Below are 16491 nucleotides of genomic sequence, written 5' to 3' on the forward strand. Positions count from 1 at the left end.
AATCATGAAAAATATATATTCAATTTTAGTAATTACTTTACTATTAGTCTCGTGTGGAGGCGAACAAAAAAACTCTACAGAGAACGTTTTACAAAGTAATAGCTTAGAATCTATTCGTAAAAAACGAGGAGAACTTGTTAATGAACAACAAGCCATTCACGATCAAATTAAATTGCTAGACGAAAAAATAAAAAGTTTAGATACCACTAAACACGTCCCGTTAATAACAACTTTTACAGCTAAGGCAGAAAAGTTTGAACATGTATTAGAGCTTCAAGGTAATGTGACAACAAAAAACCTTTTAACTATAACACCAGAGTACAGTGGCATTTTAACACATGTTTATGTAAAGGAAGGTCAACGCGTTAGAAAAGGACAACTACTTGCCAAAATTGATGATGGTGGTTTAAGCCAACAAGTTGCTCAATTAAAAATTCAATCAGAATTGGCAAAAACAACTTACGAACGTCAAAAACGTCTTTGGGATCAAAACATAGGCAGTGAAATTCAATTTTTACAAGCAAAATCTACTTACGAGTCTCAACAAGAAGCTGTAAGTCAACTACAACAACAAGTGGCTAAAACTGCCGTTAAAGCCCCTTTTTCTGGTACCATTGACGATGTGATTACAGAGCAAGGAAGTGTTGTTGCTGCAGGACAATCACCATTAATGCGTATTGTAAACCTAGATGAAATGTATATAGAAGTTGAAGTGCCAGAAAGCTACATTTCAAATGTGGTAAAAGGTAAAAAAGTTGAAGTTGAAATTCCTGTGCTTGGAAAAACAATTGATGCAACAATCCGTCAAGCAAGTGATTTTATCAATCCTGCCAATAGAACATTTAAAGTAGAGATTGAAGTTGCTAATAAAGACAAGGACATTAAACCTAACCTTACTGCACGATTAAAAATTAATGATTACACCAGCGAAAATGCCATATTAATACCTCAAAGTGTGATTTCAGAAAATGCAGATGGAGAACAATTTGTTTATATCGTAACTGATAAAAACGAAAAAAATATTGGAACAGCTAAACGTGTCATTATTGAAACAGGAAAAACACAAGGTAATATTATTGAAATTTTAAAAAATCTTGATAAAGGAACCGAAATCGTTAATGAAGGTGCTCGTAGTGTAAAAGACGGACAATCGGTAGAAGTAATCAACTATAAAGAAAAAGGTAATGACCAATAAAAAGAAAAAAAATACCGAAAAGGAATTTGGGATGTCGTCGTGGGCCATTAATAACAAAACGACCATGTATGTCCTAATTGCTGTCTTTTTCTATTTAGGTGTTTCTGCTTTTTTTAGCATGCCTAGAGAGAATTTCCCTGAGGTAAACGAAACTAAAATTTATGTTAGTACAATTTATCCTGGTAATACGGCTGAAGATATTGAAAAGCTAATTATAGATCCCTTAGAAGATAAACTGAAAACGGTGAGTAATGTTGTAGAAACTACATCTACCTCACAAGAAGATTATGGGATGCTCATTGTAGAGTTCGACGAGAATATTACTGTTGAGCGTGCTTTGCAAAAAGTAAAAGATGAGATTGATACCGAAACAGCTAGTGAAGATTGGCCAACTTTTAATGGTGCAAAAGTAGAACCAGATGTTTTTGAATTAAGCCTTTCAGAAGAAATGCCAATTCTTAACATTAATATTTCAGGAGATTACACCGTTGAAAAGCTTAAAGATTTTGCAGAATATCTTCAAGATAAAATTGAAAATTTACAAGAAATTAAAAAAGCAGATATCAGAGGTGCTCAAGAAAAAGAAGTAGAAGTTGCTGTTGATATTTATAAAATGATGGCTGCTAAAGTTACATTTAATGATATTCTTGGAGCTATTGGTAATGGAAATGTCACACAATCTGCTGGTAATTTAAAAACCAGTGGACAACGTCGTACGATTAGAATTATTGGAGAAATACAAAAACCTTCAGAATTAGAAAACTTTGTTGTAAAAGCAGAAAACGGTAATGCCATTTATTTAAAGGACGTTGCAACAGTTTCTTTTAACGAAGAAGACAAAACTACTTTTGCTAGAAAATCTGGAAAACCAGTAGTAATGCTCGATGTTAAAAAGCGTGCTGGAAAAAACATGGTAGCTGCTGCTGAGCAAATACAAGTGATTGTAGATGATGCAAAAGCAAATATTTTCCCTCAAGATTTAGTAGTGTCTATTACCAACGACCAATCTGAAAAAACCATTGGGCAAGTAGATGATTTGGTTAACAATATCATTTTTGGAGTTATTTTAGTGGTTACCGTTTTAATGTTCTTTTTAGGATTTAAAAACGCCCTTTTCGTTGGTTTTGCGATACCAATGTCAATGTTTATGTCTCTAATGATATTGAGCCTTATTGGTTATAGCTTAAATACTATGGTGCTTTTTGGTTTAATTATGGGACTCGGTATGTTAGTAGACAACGGAATTGTGGTTGTAGAAAACGTCTACAGATTAATGGAAGAGGAAGGCATGAGCAGAATTGAAGCTGCTAAAAAAGGTATTGGTGAAATTGCTTTTCCTATTATTATATCTACGGCAACAACCGTTGCTGCCTTTGTACCATTAGGTCTTTGGCCAGGAATTATGGGAGAATTCATGAAGATTTTACCAATAACATTATCTATTGTTTTAGGATCTTCATTATTTGTGGCTATCTTTTTCAACTCCGTGTTAGTATCAAGATACATGACTATTGAAGATAAGGATATGCCAATTAGTCAAATCATTAGAATAACTATTATTGTTGGTGCTATTGGTTTACTTATTCTTTTCTTTGGAGGCACATACAGAGGTTTAGGAACCATAATGATTTTTACAGCTGTAATGCTTTGGGCTTACCGCTTTTTCATAAGAAAATGGGCTAATAGTTTCCAAAACAAGTCTTTAGTGAAACTAGAGAATTGGTATGAGCGTCAGTTACGTTGGGCATTAACAGGCTGGAAACCGCAAATTTTAACAGGTATTACTGTTGTACTATTATTTGCTTCTTTTATTGCTTTCGGAATCTCAGTGTCGACTCAACGCACTAAAATAGAGTTTTTCCCAGACAATAAACCAAACCAGATTATTGTTTACATCGAATATCCTGAAGGCACTGCGATAGAGAAAACAAACGCCATTACTAAACAAATTGAGAATCGCGTTTATGAAGTTATCAATCAAGAGCACTATATGGATGGTGACAGAAACTTCTTGGTAGAAAGTGCAGTATCACAAGTTGGTGAAGGTGCCGGAAATCCTAATACAGATTCTGGTTCAGCAGCAGAAATGCCGCATAAAGCAAAAATTACAGCGTCGATGCGAGAGTATAAATACCGTCGTGGTGAAGACAGTGAAATTTTACGTCAAAAAGTACAAGCTGCATTGGTTGGTATTTATCCAGGTGTTTTAATTTCAGTTGAAAAGGATGTCAATGGTCCACCTGCAGGATCACCAATTAATATTGAAATTGAAGGTGATGATTATGTAGAATTGATCGCTACAGCTGAGAGAATGCGTGAGTTTATAAATTCTAAAAACGTCGCTGGTATTGACGAACTTAAGATTGATGTAAATAAAGATAAGCCAACAATGCTTGTTGAAATTGATAGACAAAAAGCGGGTGAATTAGGTGTTACTGCAAATCAAATTGGTAGCCAACTAAGAAATTCTATTTTTGGATCTAAAGCCGGAATTTATAAAGAAGATGGTGACGATTTTGATATCTACGTGCGTTTTAATGAAGAAAACAGATATAATACAAGTGCCTTATTCAATCAAAATATAACGTTTAGAGATAATACTGGTCAACTTAAAGAAGTACCCTTATCTGCGGTTGCAAAACAGAGAAACAATTCTGGGTTTAATGCTATAAAACATAAAGATGCTAAGCGAGTGGTAACAGTTTATTCTGCTTTAGCACCAGGTTTTACAGATGCAGGAGCCATTGTAACTCAGATTCAAAATGAGATGAAAAGTTTTGAAGATCTATCTGAAAATATTCATATTGATTACACAGGACAGATTGAAGAGCAAAACAAGCAAATGGCCTTCTTAATGGGTGCATTTTTTACTGGTCTTGGATTAATTTTCTTCATATTAATATTTCAATTCAACTCTATATCTAAGCCAACCATTATTATGATTGCAATATTCTTAAGTTTTATTGGAGTATTTGGAGGAATTGTACTTTCTGGTAGTGCCTTTGTTATAATGATGACCATGGTTGGTATTATTTCCCTTGCTGGTATCGTGGTAAACAATGGTGTGGTGCTTTTAGATTACGCCCAATTATTAATAGACAGAAAGAAAAATAATTTAAATCTAGATGAAAGCGACTTTTTAACCATAGAAGATTTATTTGATAGTATTCTAAAAGCAGGTAAAGCACGTTTAAGACCCGTTTTATTGACGGCAATTACAACTATTTTAGGCTTAATTCCATTAGCAATTGGTTTAAACATTAACTTCTTTACCTTATTTGCAGATTTTGATCCTAACATTTATATGGGTGGAGATAACGTGGTATTTTGGGGACCATTAGCGTGGACCGTTATCTACGGATTGTTTGTTGCGACATTCTTAACGTTAATCGTCGTTCCAATTTTATTCTTCTTAAGTGTAAGGCTAAAAATGTGGCTACGTACTAAATTTACATCAGAACCTTTGAGAGCTAATGAAAATGAAGGGTTAGAACAAATTGAAGTATCCTCAATGACCAAAATTAAAGAATAATTGAAAATCATTATTTAAACAGAAAAATCCGAAGTCTTTACTTCGGATTTTTTACTTTTGCATTTCTAATAAAAATCTATGTACAGAAGTCACAATTGTGGTGAATTAAGAGCATCACACAGCAATACAGAAGTTACACTTTCCGGATGGGTTCAAGGTGTTCGCGATAAAGGTTTTATGATCTATATAGATCTTCGCGATCGTTATGGCATCACACAATTATATTTTGATGAAGAACGCACGCCAAAAGCCATTATGGAAAAGGCTTCAAAATTGGGACGCGAGTTTGTTATTCAAGTTAAAGGAAACGTGATTGAACGTGCTTCAAAAAACCCTAATATTCAAACAGGAGATATTGAAGTTTTAGTTTCTGAACTTAATATATTAAATAGTTCATTAGTACCACCTTTTACAATTGAAGACAAAACGGATGGTGGAGACGATGTACGTATGAAATATCGTTACTTAGATATTCGTCGTAATCCTGTGAAAAATAGTTTAATTTTTAGAGCAAAAGTCGCTCAAGAAGTTAGAAACTTTCTTTCTAATGATGGTTTTATTGAAGTAGAAACTCCGTATTTAATTAAATCTACACCAGAAGGCGCTAGAGATTTCGTTGTGCCTTCTCGTATGAATGAAGGTCAATTCTACGCACTTCCGCAATCCCCTCAAACTTTCAAACAATTATTGATGGTTGGTGGCATGGATAAATACTTTCAGATTGTAAAGTGTTTTAGAGATGAAGATTTACGTGCAGACAGACAACCAGAATTCACACAGATAGATTGTGAAATGGCTTTTGTTGAACAAGAAGATATATTAAATGTTTTTGAAGGTTTAACACGCCACTTATTAAAAGAAGTGAATGGTGTTGAAATTGAAAAATTCCCAAGAATGCTTTATGACGATGCTATGCGTTTGTACGGAAACGACAAACCAGATATTAGATTTGGGATGGAGTTTGGTGAATTAAATGCTGTGACACAACATAAAGAATTTGGTGTTTTTAATAATGCTGAATTGGTTGTTGGTATTGCAGTCCCAGGAGGAAATAGTTACACTAGAAAAGAAATTGATAAATTAATTGATTGGGTAAAGCGTCCACAAGTTGGTGCTTTAGGTATGATTTATTCACGTTGTAACGACGACGGAACCTATAAATCTTCAGTAGATAAATTTTACGACCAAGATGATTTGGCAAAATGGGCGGAAATCACTGGCGCTAAACAAGGAGACTTAGTTTGCGTATTATCTGGAGACACTAATAAAGTAAGAGCACAATTAAGTGCTTTACGTATGGAATTAGCAACACGTTTAGGCTTAAGAGACCCTAAAGTATTTGCACCATTATGGGTTATTGATTTCCCATTATTAGAATTAGATGAAGAAACGGGTCATTATCACGCCATGCACCATCCATTTACTTCTCCAAAACCTGGACAAATAGAATTGTTAGATACCAATCCAGGTGACGTAAAAGCTAATGCTTACGATTTAGTATTAAATGGTAATGAGATTGGAGGTGGTTCTATAAGAATTCACGATAAAGCAACACAAGCCATAATGTTGAAGCATTTAGGCTTTTCTGAAGAAGATGCTAGAGCGCAATTTGGTTTCTTAATGGATGCTTTTGAATATGGTGCGCCACCACATGGAGGTTTAGCTTTTGGGTTAGACAGACTAGTTGCAATATTAGGAGGGCAAGAAACCATTAGAGATTTTATTGCCTTTCCAAAAAATAATTCTGGTAGAGATGTAATGATTGATGCACCTGCACCAATTGATGATGAACAACTAGAGGAATTAAGTTTAAAACTAAATTTAAAATCTTAAACTAAAAAATCCTGCTTATTGCAGGATTTTTTAGTTCTTATAACCATGCCTAGACATACCATTTTAAAACAAATACTAATTTGGAGAGCCAAACACATTTCAGATAAGCAGTTTGTATTCATTTTAAGTGCTTTAGTTGGCTTTACATCTGGAGTTGGTGCTGTAATCCTTAAAAATTTAACGCACTATATTCAACTCTTGCTAGAAGGGAAATTGGTAAAATATTATCACCATGCCTTTTACTTTTTATTCCCTATAATAGGATTGATTTTAGTCTATTTAATTATAAAATATGTCATAAGGTCAAAAGTTAGTCATGGGATTCCTTCAACTTTACATGCTATTGCAAAACGTAAAGGCATCATAAAGAGCTATCAAATGTTTGGATCAATTCTTACAGCACCTATAACGGTTGGTTTTGGAGGTTCTGTTGGGCTAGAAGGACCTGCAGTTGCTACAGGAGCTGCCATTAGTTCTAATATTTCTAGGCTTTTTAGAATGGACCAGAAAACTAAGACTTTACTCATTGGTTGTGCAGCAGCTGGTGCACTATCATCCATTTTTAAAGCACCTATTGCTGCTATTATTTTTGCAATTGAAGTCTTTAGTTTAGACCTAACAATGGTGTCGATGCTACCATTATTACTAGCCTCACTTTCTGCTGTATTAACCTCTTATTTTTTCTTTGGTGACGATGTTTTATTACCTTTTAGAATTGAAGATAAATTTACAATCTCGGATGTCCCTTTTTATGCGTTTTTAGGAGTCTGCGCAGCATTTACCTCTATTTATTTTAATCAAGTTTATGAAAGGATTCAAAACTTTTTTGACCAACTAAACTCACCAATTAAAAAACTTCTTGTAGGAGGTGTTGCTATCGGAATATTGATCTTTTTTATTCCACCACTTTATGGTGAAGGTTTCGATATTATGAATAGTCTTATTGTTGGTAATCCAGAAAAAGCTTTAGAAAATAATTTTTTAAATCTAGATTTAACTAACATTTGGATAATTATCTTACTCTTAGCCGGACTCGTATTTTTTAAAATTATTGCCAGTGCTATAACTTTTGGAGCAGGAGGTGTTGGAGGTATTTTTGCACCAACACTCTTTATGGGAAGTATAATGGGAAATTGCATCGCTAAAATCATTAACCATTGTGGCTTATTTAATACTCCCGTTTCCGAAAGTAATTTCACCCTTGTTGGTATGGCTGGTGTATTGGCTGGAGTATTACACGCGCCATTAACTGCTATATTTTTAATTGCCGAACTTACTGGTGGTTATGATTTATTTATTCCTTTAATGATTACAGCTGCAATTTCATTTGGTATCACAAAACATTTTGCTCCACATTCCGTCTACACAATGGAATTAGGTAGAAAAGGAGACCTTATAACACACGATAAAGATCACGCTATTCTAACCTTAATGGACATAAACAAGGTTATTGAAACTAACTTTATTAGTATTACAACTAAAATGACATTAGGCGATATTATTAATAAGGCCGTTATAAAATCAAATAGAAACATTTTCCCAGTTATAAACGGCAAAGACAAAACTTTAAAAGGAGTTATTTTATTAGATGATTTAAGAGCTATTATGTTTGATCAAACGTTATACAATGAAGTGTATGCGAGCGAAGTTATGCAAAAACCGCCCGAAGTAATTGATATTGACAAAGATAAAATGACAGTTATTATGAAAAAATTTCAAGACAGCAGCGCTTGGAATTTACCTGTTGTAAAAAATGGTATTTATGTAGGCTTTATTTCTAAATCAAAATTATTAACGGCATACCGACGAGAATTAATTAATTTTACATCTTAGTCAGCCCTATAAATCTAATTTATAGGATTTTGTAAACCTGACCGTTTTTTTGAAAGATGCCAACGCCACCCTTTATAAAACACTTACTTCTCTTGCGGTACAAATATGTATCGCAAAAAAACTTTGTTTATATATTAAGTATTGCGGTCGGTTTGTTAACAGGTGTTGCTGCGGTAACTTTAAAAAATATTACCTACACAATTCAGTCTGCACTAGAAAAAGGACTTATTTTTTCTCAAAACCAACTTTATTTTATATTGCCTGTAATTGGCTTATTTCTAGTCTATATTTTCACTAAGTATATTTTTAAAAAAGCATTAAGCCCATCAATTCCTCCTTTCGTTAAACGCGCAATCCCTTCATTACTTTATTCTTTATTGCGTCAAAAAGGACTTTTATCTTACAAACTTATTTATCATCCATTAATAACAGCTCCTCTAACGGTAGGTTTTGGTGGTTCTGTTGGGTTATTAGGACCTGCAATAACTTCTGGCTCTGCATTAAGTTCTAATTTAAGTCGGGTTTTACATGTAGATAAAAAAACACGCACATTACTCATTGCTTGTGCTACATCTGCTGCTGTTGCCTCAATGTTTAAATCTCCTATTGCTGCCATAGTATTTGCCGTTGAAATTTTTAGTTTAGACCTTACATTTGCATCGCTTTTACCTTTATTAATTGCATCGATATCTTCAGTTTTAACATCCTATTTTTTCTTAGGAGATGAATTGCTATTTAATTTTAATGTTACTGAAAAATTTAACCCAAGAGATACGGCATTTTTTATGATTTTAGGATTAGCAACTGGCATTGCATCTATATATTTCACCAAAATGTACTTTGCCATTTATGCATTTTTTGATCGATTTAAAACAAAGTTTATTAAACTTTTGATTGGAGGAATTGCAATTGGGATTATGCTGTATTTCATTCCACCACTTCATGGTGAAGGCCTAAGTTTTACAAAAGATTTATTTGAAGGTAACTATTTACATGCATTAGGCTCTAATCCATTTGATAAATACATTGACAATATTTGGGTTGTAATTGTGCTGCTTATTGGATTTACAATTTTTAAAGCCATAGCAATGACAACTACCTTTGCCGCTGGAGGAGTTGGTGGAGTTATTGTACCAACCATGGTAATGGGAAGTGCATTAGGAAATGTTGTGGCCAAAATAATAAATAACATTGGTCTTGGACATCAAGTATCTGAAGCCAATTTCACATTAATTGGCATGGCAGGATTAATAGCAGGCGTTATACATGCACCACTAACAGCCATATTTTTAATTGCAGAAATCACAGGAGGTTACATCTTGTTTTTACCTCTAATGATAACCGTTGCTATTTCATATATGATTACAAAAAATTATATGGAACATACAATTTACACTCGCGAACTAGCTGAACGTGGTGATTTATTGACACATAACAAAGATCAGAGCGTACTTACCATGATGCAATTAGATAGTGTAATTGAGAAAGATTTTATACCTCTAAATCCAGAAATGACCTTAGGAGATATGTTACATAAAGCCGTAGCAAAATCGAGTAGGAATTTATTTCCTGTTGTAGATGGTTATCATCGATTGGTTGGTATTATTCTGCTAGACGATATAAGAACTGTAATGTTTGATCAATCACTCTACAATACAACATCTGTAGAAACGTTTATGCACAACCCACCAGATTATATTAATTATGAAAAAGATGATATGAAAACGGTGATGAAGAAGTTTCAAGATAGTGGAGCTTGGAATTTACCTGTAATAAAAGACGATTGTTACTATGGGTTTGTTTCAAAGTCTAAATTACTAACCGCATATCGAAACGAATTAATTAATTTTACATCTTAAGTCTATATTAGGCGTTTGAATAAATATCACTTAATGAAATTCATAAAAATTATTACGTTTCTAGCATTTTTAGCGTCTTTTACCAGCATTATTTGTGGTTTAATTTTAAATCTTGACTATTCAAAAAAACTCATTGGTTTTGGCGTTCTAGGTTTATTTTTTGTGGTTTTTCCGTTGTTTTCTTATTATAGATGGAAAGATAAAGACGTTAAAGACTATATGCTTACTAAAGAAAACCTTGATAAAATGCGCGAAAATCAACGCAATTCTTAACACTAATTTTTCTTCTTATATTCAACCCAGTTTAATAGCTTTAACTCCAAAACAAGGAAATACAACCCATATTTTAGATAGAAAATATTGATTACCAATATTAAAACATCTAAAAATAAAACGATTTATTAACATTGGGTTTTAATTTTATTTTATCTTTGTACTTTAATTTTTATTTATATTATAATGACTGGAACAGTTAAATTTTTTAATGATTCAAAAGGATTTGGATTCATTACCAACGAAGAAACAGGAAAAGACATCTTTGTACACGTATCAAACCTTAATGGCGTAGAATTACGCGAAGGTGATACTGTAGAGTACGATGAAGAAGAAGGACGAAAAGGATTAGTAGCTGCAAACGTGCAGGTATTATAAGTATATATCTTACAAGTTTCAACGCTCAACCAATGGTTGAGCGTTTTTTTTTGCCTTAATATTAACGTGTTAAACTCTTAACTAATTTAAAACCCACGTTAAAATACTATTGAAAAACTATCGGTAAATTCTGTTTAGAAATCTTTACAATATAATAAGGTTGTGTCATTACACTTGTTGCGTTGCCTTTAGGACTTGTATATTTTACTGTAACCAAAATCTTTTCCAAAGTTTTAGAAATATCTAATTCTATCGTATTACCACCACTTCCTTTTACATCATTAAATACAGCAATAACAGTATATTTTGAAAAGTCAATTTTTGTTTCTGTAAAACGCTCAGAAACATTGTTTACGCTATTCATTTGAGTTATTAAATTCTCCCAATCACTCAAGTTTTTTATAACAGTATTTTGCTTGGCAATACCTTCGGATCCTGAACCATAAAGATTTCCTTTTGAAATTAAAACAGATTCTACAATCTCCATTTTAGCGTTCTTTTGATTGTTTTTATTGCATTTACAACTTAAAACAAATAGTAATGATAATATGATAAAAGTCTGTGTTTTCATTATCGGTATAGCTTTAACGTCTACAATTTAATTAATTTAAGTTACGTTTTTCAATAAAAAACCGTTTCATTAATGCTGAAGCTTCTTCTGCCAAAACACCACTAACCACTTCCGTTTTTGGATGTAATGTTGTTCCCATAGTTTTAAATCCTCTTTGCACGTCTGATGCTCCATAGACTATTTTAGAAATCTGACTCCAATATAAAGCTCCCGCACACATTTGGCATGGTTCTAAAGTGACATATAAGGTACATTTATTTAAGTACTTACCACCTAAAAAATTTGCTGCAGATGTAATAGCTTGCATTTCGGCATGTGCAGTGACATCATTTAATAGTTCTGTGAGATTATGTGTTCGCGCAATAATTCTATCTTCTACGACAATAACGGCACCAACTGGTATTTCACCTTTTTCAAAAGCAGCCTCAGCTTCTTGAAGTGCTTTTCTCATAAAATAGGTATCGTCAAATGGATTTATCATAGTTGTAAAAATACGATTTCAAAATTATTCCAAATCATTGCGGCAAGAAATTTGATGCATTCATACAAAGCTATTAATTATGAAAACGAACTTCTCTATTTCGATACCAAAACCTTGCCATGAAGATTGGTCTAAAATGAGTCCGAATGAAAAAGGTCGATTTTGCCAATCATGTTCTAAATCTGTCATTGATTTTACAGATATGCCACAACAAACAATTGAGCAATATTTAAATAATAATCGTGATAAAAGGATATGTGGTCGTTTTAAAATGTCTCAATTAGATCAAATTCGGATTGAAATTCCACAACACATCTTTCAGAAACAGATGTCTTTTCATAAGTTCTTTCTTTTAGCCCTATTGATTGCTATGGGAACTTCTCTTTTAAGTTGCTCTGATGAAAACGGAAATACTAAGAAAATTGATGCTGTAAAAATTATTTCTACTTTACAAGCCGAATCCATTCAAACTCCAGAGATTACTGCACCTAATATTCTGATTGATTCAACTAAAACCATAACCATTCTAAAAAAACCAGATCCTATAGATAAAATTGATATTCCTATTCCCGTTTTAAAAGGTATAGTTGTTGAAGTAATGGGAGATATTGCACCTCCCGAACCTATTATAAATGATGACGAAGTAGTTTTTGGGTATCTGATTGTAGATCAGGTTCCAGAATTTATAGATACACCAAAAACCATATCAAAAACAGAAAAAAAAGACTATTTCTCTAAAAGAATAACTGAATTTGTTAATAATAATTTTGATTTAGGTCAAGGTGATTTGGGTATTAAAGGAAAACAAAAAATTTTCGCAAAATTTACAATTAACAAAAGTGGTGATGTAACAGATATAAAAATCAGAGCACCTCATCCACAGTTAGAGAAAGAATCCTTACGTGTTATAAAATTATTACCTCAATTTATTCCAGGTAAACAGCGTGGTAAAAATGTTTCAGTTACCTACACCTTACCAATAATTTTTGTGACTGAAGACTAATAAAATCTCGTATTTTTACGACGTGAAAAACTCACTTCTAAAACATATCAATTTGCCAATTGACTTACGTCAACTAAAGCCAGATGACTTACCTCAACTTGCCCAAGAGCTACGTGATTTTATAATCAATATCGTTGCCACAAAAGAAGGTCATTTAGGTGCTAGTTTAGGGGTTATAGAATTAACCATAGCATTACATTACGTATTTAATACTCCCAAAGATGAATTAATTTGGGATGTTGGTCACCAAGCTTATGGACACAAAATCTTAACAGGCCGAAAGGATGTTTTTGATACCAACCGACAACTTAATGGTGTAAGCGGTTTCCCTAAACGCAGTGAAAGCGCATATGATGCTTTTGGTGTAGGCCATTCATCAACCTCAATTTCGGCAGCTTTAGGAATGGCAATTGCATCACAACTAAAAGGCGAAAACAAACACCATATTGCTGTAATTGGTGATGCTTCTATTGCTAGTGGAATGGCTTTTGAAGGTTTAAATCATGCAGGAGTTACCAATGCTAATTTATTAGTCATCTTAAACGATAATGCTATTGGTATTGACCCAAGTGTTGGTGCCTTAAAACAATATTTAACTAACGTAAAAAAAGGCACGGAAAAACAAGATAATATTTTTGAAGCCTTAAATTTTGATTATTCTGGCCCTATTGATGGTCATGATTTACCTTTATTACTATCAGAATTAGAACGGCTTAAAACCGTGAAAGGTCCAAAATTTTTACACATTATTACTACAAAAGGAAAAGGTTTAAAACAAGCCGAATTAAATCAAGTAAAATATCACGCTCCTGGTAAGTTTGATGCTAAAACTGGTGAATTAGTTGCAACACCCGATTCTGGTAAATTACCTCCAAAATTTCAAGATGTATTTGGAGAAACTATTGTAGAATTAGCTCTTAAAAACGAGAAAATCATTGGTATTACTCCAGCTATGCCAACTGGTAGTTCCCTGAAATACATGATGGAAACTATTCCAGACCGTGCTTTTGATGTTGGTATTGCAGAGCAACATGCGGTAACACTTGCTGCAGGTATGGCTACACAAGGTCTCATTCCATTTTGTAATATTTACTCAACGTTTTTACAGCGTGCTTACGATCAAGTGATTCACGATGTGGCGATACAAAACTTACCTGTAATTTTTTGTTTAGACAGAGCCGGATTGGTTGGTGAAGATGGAGCTACACACCATGGTGTTTTTGATTTAGCGTACCTCAATTGCATCCCTAATTTGGTGATTTTTGCTCCAAGTAATGCAATTGCACTTAGAAATATAATGTACACAGCTCAATTAGGCATTGATTTCCCTATTGCCATTCGTTACCCTAGAGGAAGAGGTCATTTATTAGATTGGAAAATGCCTTTTGAAACTATAGAAATAGGAAGAGGGATTTGTTTAAAGAAAGGCACATCTATTGCCATTCTTTCAATTGGTACAATTTTAAATAACGTTGCTGATGCCATAGAAATGTTAGATAAAAAGGCATCTCTAGGTTATTATGATATGCAATTTGTTAAACCCATCGATGAAACCTTGCTCCATGAGATTTTTAAAACCTACAAGGCAATTATTACTATCGAAGATGGCAGCATTATTGGAGGTTTTGCATCTTCTATTTTAGCATTTGCAAATACACATCACTACAAACAAAGTATTGTAACTATGGGAATTGATGATCAATTTATTGAACATGCTACAGTTCACCAATTGCAGCAATTACAGCAATTAGATGCATTATCTATAAAAAAAGAAATAGAAGATTTATTCCTCTTCATCAAGAACAGCTAAGTCTGTAGGGTTTTCAACTTTTTGTTCTACTTCAATAGTTTTGTAAGAATAATTTTCTTCACTTTTACTAGAAATGTCGTCTAACATTAAAAGGCAAGTCACAACAACAAAAAAGATGACTAATCCTCCGAGTATATTATTTCTCATAAGTAGGTGTTTTAATAGCTTGAATCTAAGCAAATTAAAATAAAATACCGTTAAAAAACAAATTTATTCGATGAAATGCACTATTATAATATTTGTCCTTGTAATTTCTTATGTAAGAGCATCGCATTAGTGTCCGATAACTTCGAGATATAAAGACAAACAGCTAAAAGATTTTGATACAACGAATCATTATTAAGCTTTACTGTTTCTGGCAATGTACTATATAATAAATTATCATAATTAGACATTTTATTATCAAAATAATGATGCGCCATTTCTCCAAAAGATTCTAATAATTGATTCAGAATTTTATATCCAGCAATTTCCTTATTAATCACCTCTTTAGAGCGATACACATTTTTTATACTAATATTAATAATATCCTTTATTTGCGCTTTATACTGACTAACATCTAATAAAGCAGTTTCAAATTCACCTGCTAAAATAGCCTCTTCATGCTTCATAAATAGTGAAGCGGCTTCATTGATTAAACGTCCAATAGCCAACGCTCGCAAATAGCTAACTCGATCTTCGGTTGTCTTTAAAGCACTATAATTTTCGGTTTTAATACTGTCTCTTACCAAATTAATTAAATACTCTAAAGCGTACTCTTCTTCAATAAGACCAAGATTAATACCATCTTCAAAATCAATAATAGTATAACAAATATCATCAGCTGCCTCCACTAAAAATGCTAATGGATGCCTTTGATAAGTTATATATTCATCGCTTCTTTTGGTTAAACCTAACTCTGATGCTATGTTTTGGAACATTGTCTTTTCACTTTGAAAAAAGCCATATTTTTTATCCACAATATGATCTGTTGGTCTTTTTGGTAATGACTCTTTTGGATATTTCATAAAAGCACCTAAAGTGGCATAACTCAATCTTAAACCGCCTTCTCTACCCTCTCTACTCTCCGTAAGAATCTTAAATCCATTGGCATTACCTTCAAAATCGCATAAATCTTGATACTCTTTTTCAGTTAAATGCTTTTTAAATTCTGAACCATTTCCATCTTTAAAATATGCACCTATAGCTTTTTCACCAGAATGACCAAAAGGTGGATTTCCAATATCATGCGCTAAAGCTGCAGCAGCAACTATAGCACCAAAATCATTCATTCTATAACCGTGAACACTTTCTAAATGCGGATGTTTCTTTAACAATAACTGTCCCACTTTTCTACCTAAGGAACGACCAACAACGCTTACTTCTAAACTATGCGTTAAGCGGGTGTGTACAAAATCGGTTTTAGACAATGGCACTACTTGGGTTTTGTCTTGAAGTCCTCTAAATTCTGATGAAAATATAATTCGGTCATAATCAACCTCAAAACCCAATCGTGTTTCATCTTGTTCTTTTCGTAGTCTTTTATTAGTGTCGCCAAAGCGTTTTAAAGAGAGTAATTGTTCCCAGTTCATAGTATAATTCTTAGTGCATGCAAGATAGATAAAATGGTTTTGAATTGTAACCTAAAACGAAAGTTAGATAGAATAGATTTTAATGTTACGGCATTGTTTCCTTAATACCAATTGAGTTAATACTAAGCTAACACTTAACTAACCTTTTCATT

At 33.1% G+C, this 16491-nt stretch carries 13 protein-coding genes; 9 read left to right on the plus strand and 4 right to left on the minus strand.

What is annotated here, in order from left to right; genetic code table 11:
• Window positions 1-4 precede the first annotated feature (4 nt).
• The 7 genes from ACJJVO_RS10900 (at window position 5) to ACJJVO_RS10930 (ending at window position 10903) form a co-directional block, all read left to right on the plus strand.
• Complete coding sequence (locus tag ACJJVO_RS10900) at window positions 5-1195, plus strand: efflux RND transporter periplasmic adaptor subunit (protein ID WP_405573946.1); 1191 nt, start codon at window positions 5-7, stop codon at window positions 1193-1195.
• A complete protein-coding gene (locus tag ACJJVO_RS10905; RefSeq protein ID WP_405573949.1) occupies window positions 1185-4727 on the plus strand; it encodes an efflux RND transporter permease subunit in 3543 nt (1180 codons plus the stop codon). Before ACJJVO_RS10900 ends, ACJJVO_RS10905 begins: the two co-directional genes overlap by 11 nt.
• Window positions 4728-4805: 78 nt before the next feature.
• The gene (aspS, locus tag ACJJVO_RS10910; RefSeq protein WP_405573951.1) at window positions 4806-6560 is read left to right on the plus strand and encodes an aspartate--tRNA ligase; all 1755 of its coding nucleotides are present in this window, start codon (window positions 4806-4808) and stop codon (window positions 6558-6560) included.
• Window positions 6561-6605: 45 nt separating this feature from the next.
• The gene (locus ACJJVO_RS10915) at window positions 6606-8393 is read left to right on the plus strand and encodes a chloride channel protein (protein WP_405573954.1); all 1788 of its coding nucleotides are present in this window, start codon (window positions 6606-6608) and stop codon (window positions 8391-8393) included.
• Window positions 8394-8449: 56 nt separating this feature from the next.
• On the plus strand, window positions 8450-10252 hold the full coding sequence (locus ACJJVO_RS10920) for a chloride channel protein (RefSeq protein WP_405573957.1): 1803 nt from the start codon (window positions 8450-8452) through the stop codon (window positions 10250-10252).
• Between the two features lie 33 nt (window positions 10253-10285).
• Window positions 10286-10525 (plus strand): hypothetical protein, encoded by a 240-nt coding sequence (locus tag ACJJVO_RS10925; RefSeq protein ID WP_405573959.1) that lies wholly within the window; start codon window positions 10286-10288, stop codon window positions 10523-10525.
• Between the two features lie 186 nt (window positions 10526-10711).
• Window positions 10712-10903: a cold-shock protein gene (locus ACJJVO_RS10930; protein WP_020898101.1), complete on the plus strand. Its 192-nt coding sequence runs from the start codon at window positions 10712-10714 to the stop codon at window positions 10901-10903.
• Between the two features lie 106 nt (window positions 10904-11009).
• Here ACJJVO_RS10930 and ACJJVO_RS10935 read toward each other — a convergent pair whose 3' ends face one another.
• Both ACJJVO_RS10935 and ACJJVO_RS10940 read right to left on the minus strand, forming a co-directional pair.
• Window positions 11010-11474 carry a protease complex subunit PrcB family protein gene (locus ACJJVO_RS10935; protein ID WP_405573961.1) on the minus strand — a complete coding sequence of 155 codons (465 nt, stop codon included), beginning with the start codon at window positions 11472-11474 and terminating at the stop codon, window positions 11010-11012.
• 31 nt (window positions 11475-11505) lie between these two features.
• Entirely contained in the window at window positions 11506-11955 is a 450-nt protein-coding gene (locus ACJJVO_RS10940; RefSeq protein WP_405573964.1) for a nucleoside deaminase, read from the minus strand.
• Window positions 11956-12034: 79 nt separating this feature from the next.
• Here ACJJVO_RS10940 and ACJJVO_RS10945 point away from each other — a divergent pair, with 79 nt between their 5' ends.
• Entirely contained in the window at window positions 12035-12958 is a 924-nt protein-coding gene (locus tag ACJJVO_RS10945; RefSeq protein ID WP_405573968.1) for an energy transducer TonB, read from the plus strand.
• Between the two features lie 22 nt (window positions 12959-12980).
• Window positions 12981-14768, plus strand: coding sequence for a 1-deoxy-D-xylulose-5-phosphate synthase (locus ACJJVO_RS10950; RefSeq protein ID WP_405573971.1), 1788 nt, complete (start codon window positions 12981-12983; stop codon window positions 14766-14768).
• On the opposite strand, the gene ACJJVO_RS10955 is transcribed toward ACJJVO_RS10950, so the two are convergent.
• Both ACJJVO_RS10955 and ACJJVO_RS10960 read right to left on the minus strand, forming a co-directional pair.
• Window positions 14742-14915 (minus strand): hypothetical protein, encoded by a 174-nt coding sequence (locus tag ACJJVO_RS10955; RefSeq protein WP_405573973.1) that lies wholly within the window; start codon window positions 14913-14915, stop codon window positions 14742-14744. The genes ACJJVO_RS10950 and ACJJVO_RS10955 overlap by 27 nt on opposite strands.
• 83 nt (window positions 14916-14998) lie before the next feature.
• Window positions 14999-16339: a deoxyguanosinetriphosphate triphosphohydrolase gene (locus ACJJVO_RS10960; protein WP_405573976.1), complete on the minus strand. Its 1341-nt coding sequence runs from the start codon at window positions 16337-16339 to the stop codon at window positions 14999-15001.
• Window positions 16340-16491 lie beyond the last annotated feature (152 nt).

Source organism: Winogradskyella sp. Asnod2-B02-A, assembly GCF_045063645.1.
In the GTDB taxonomy this organism is placed as follows: Bacteria; Bacteroidota; Bacteroidia; order Flavobacteriales; family Flavobacteriaceae; genus Winogradskyella.

What these genes read in the sequence shown, in the direction of transcription:
- ACJJVO_RS10920 (WP_405573957.1), top strand. Translation starts at nt 8,450, where the DNA reads ATGCCAACGCCACCCTTTATAAAACACTTACTTCTCTTGCGGTACAAA.
- ACJJVO_RS10930 (WP_020898101.1), top strand. Translation starts at nt 10,712, where the DNA reads ATGACTGGAACAGTTAAATTTTTTAATGATTCAAAAGGATTTGGATTC.
- ACJJVO_RS10905 (WP_405573949.1), top strand. Translation starts at nt 1,185, where the DNA reads ATGACCAATAAAAAGAAAAAAAATACCGAAAAGGAATTTGGGATGTCG.
- ACJJVO_RS10945 (WP_405573968.1), top strand. Translation starts at nt 12,035, where the DNA reads ATGAAAACGAACTTCTCTATTTCGATACCAAAACCTTGCCATGAAGAT.
- aspS (WP_405573951.1), top strand. Translation starts at nt 4,806, where the DNA reads ATGTACAGAAGTCACAATTGTGGTGAATTAAGAGCATCACACAGCAAT.
- ACJJVO_RS10915 (WP_405573954.1), top strand. Translation starts at nt 6,606, where the DNA reads ATGCCTAGACATACCATTTTAAAACAAATACTAATTTGGAGAGCCAAA.
- ACJJVO_RS10935 (WP_405573961.1), bottom strand. Translation starts at nt 11,474, where the DNA reads ATGAAAACACAGACTTTTATCATATTATCATTACTATTTGTTTTAAGT.
- ACJJVO_RS10940 (WP_405573964.1), bottom strand. Translation starts at nt 11,955, where the DNA reads ATGATAAATCCATTTGACGATACCTATTTTATGAGAAAAGCACTTCAA.
- ACJJVO_RS10955 (WP_405573973.1), bottom strand. Translation starts at nt 14,915, where the DNA reads ATGAGAAATAATATACTCGGAGGATTAGTCATCTTTTTTGTTGTTGTG.
- ACJJVO_RS10900 (WP_405573946.1), top strand. Translation starts at nt 5, where the DNA reads ATGAAAAATATATATTCAATTTTAGTAATTACTTTACTATTAGTCTCG.
- ACJJVO_RS10960 (WP_405573976.1), bottom strand. Translation starts at nt 16,339, where the DNA reads ATGAACTGGGAACAATTACTCTCTTTAAAACGCTTTGGCGACACTAAT.
- ACJJVO_RS10925 (WP_405573959.1), top strand. Translation starts at nt 10,286, where the DNA reads ATGAAATTCATAAAAATTATTACGTTTCTAGCATTTTTAGCGTCTTTT.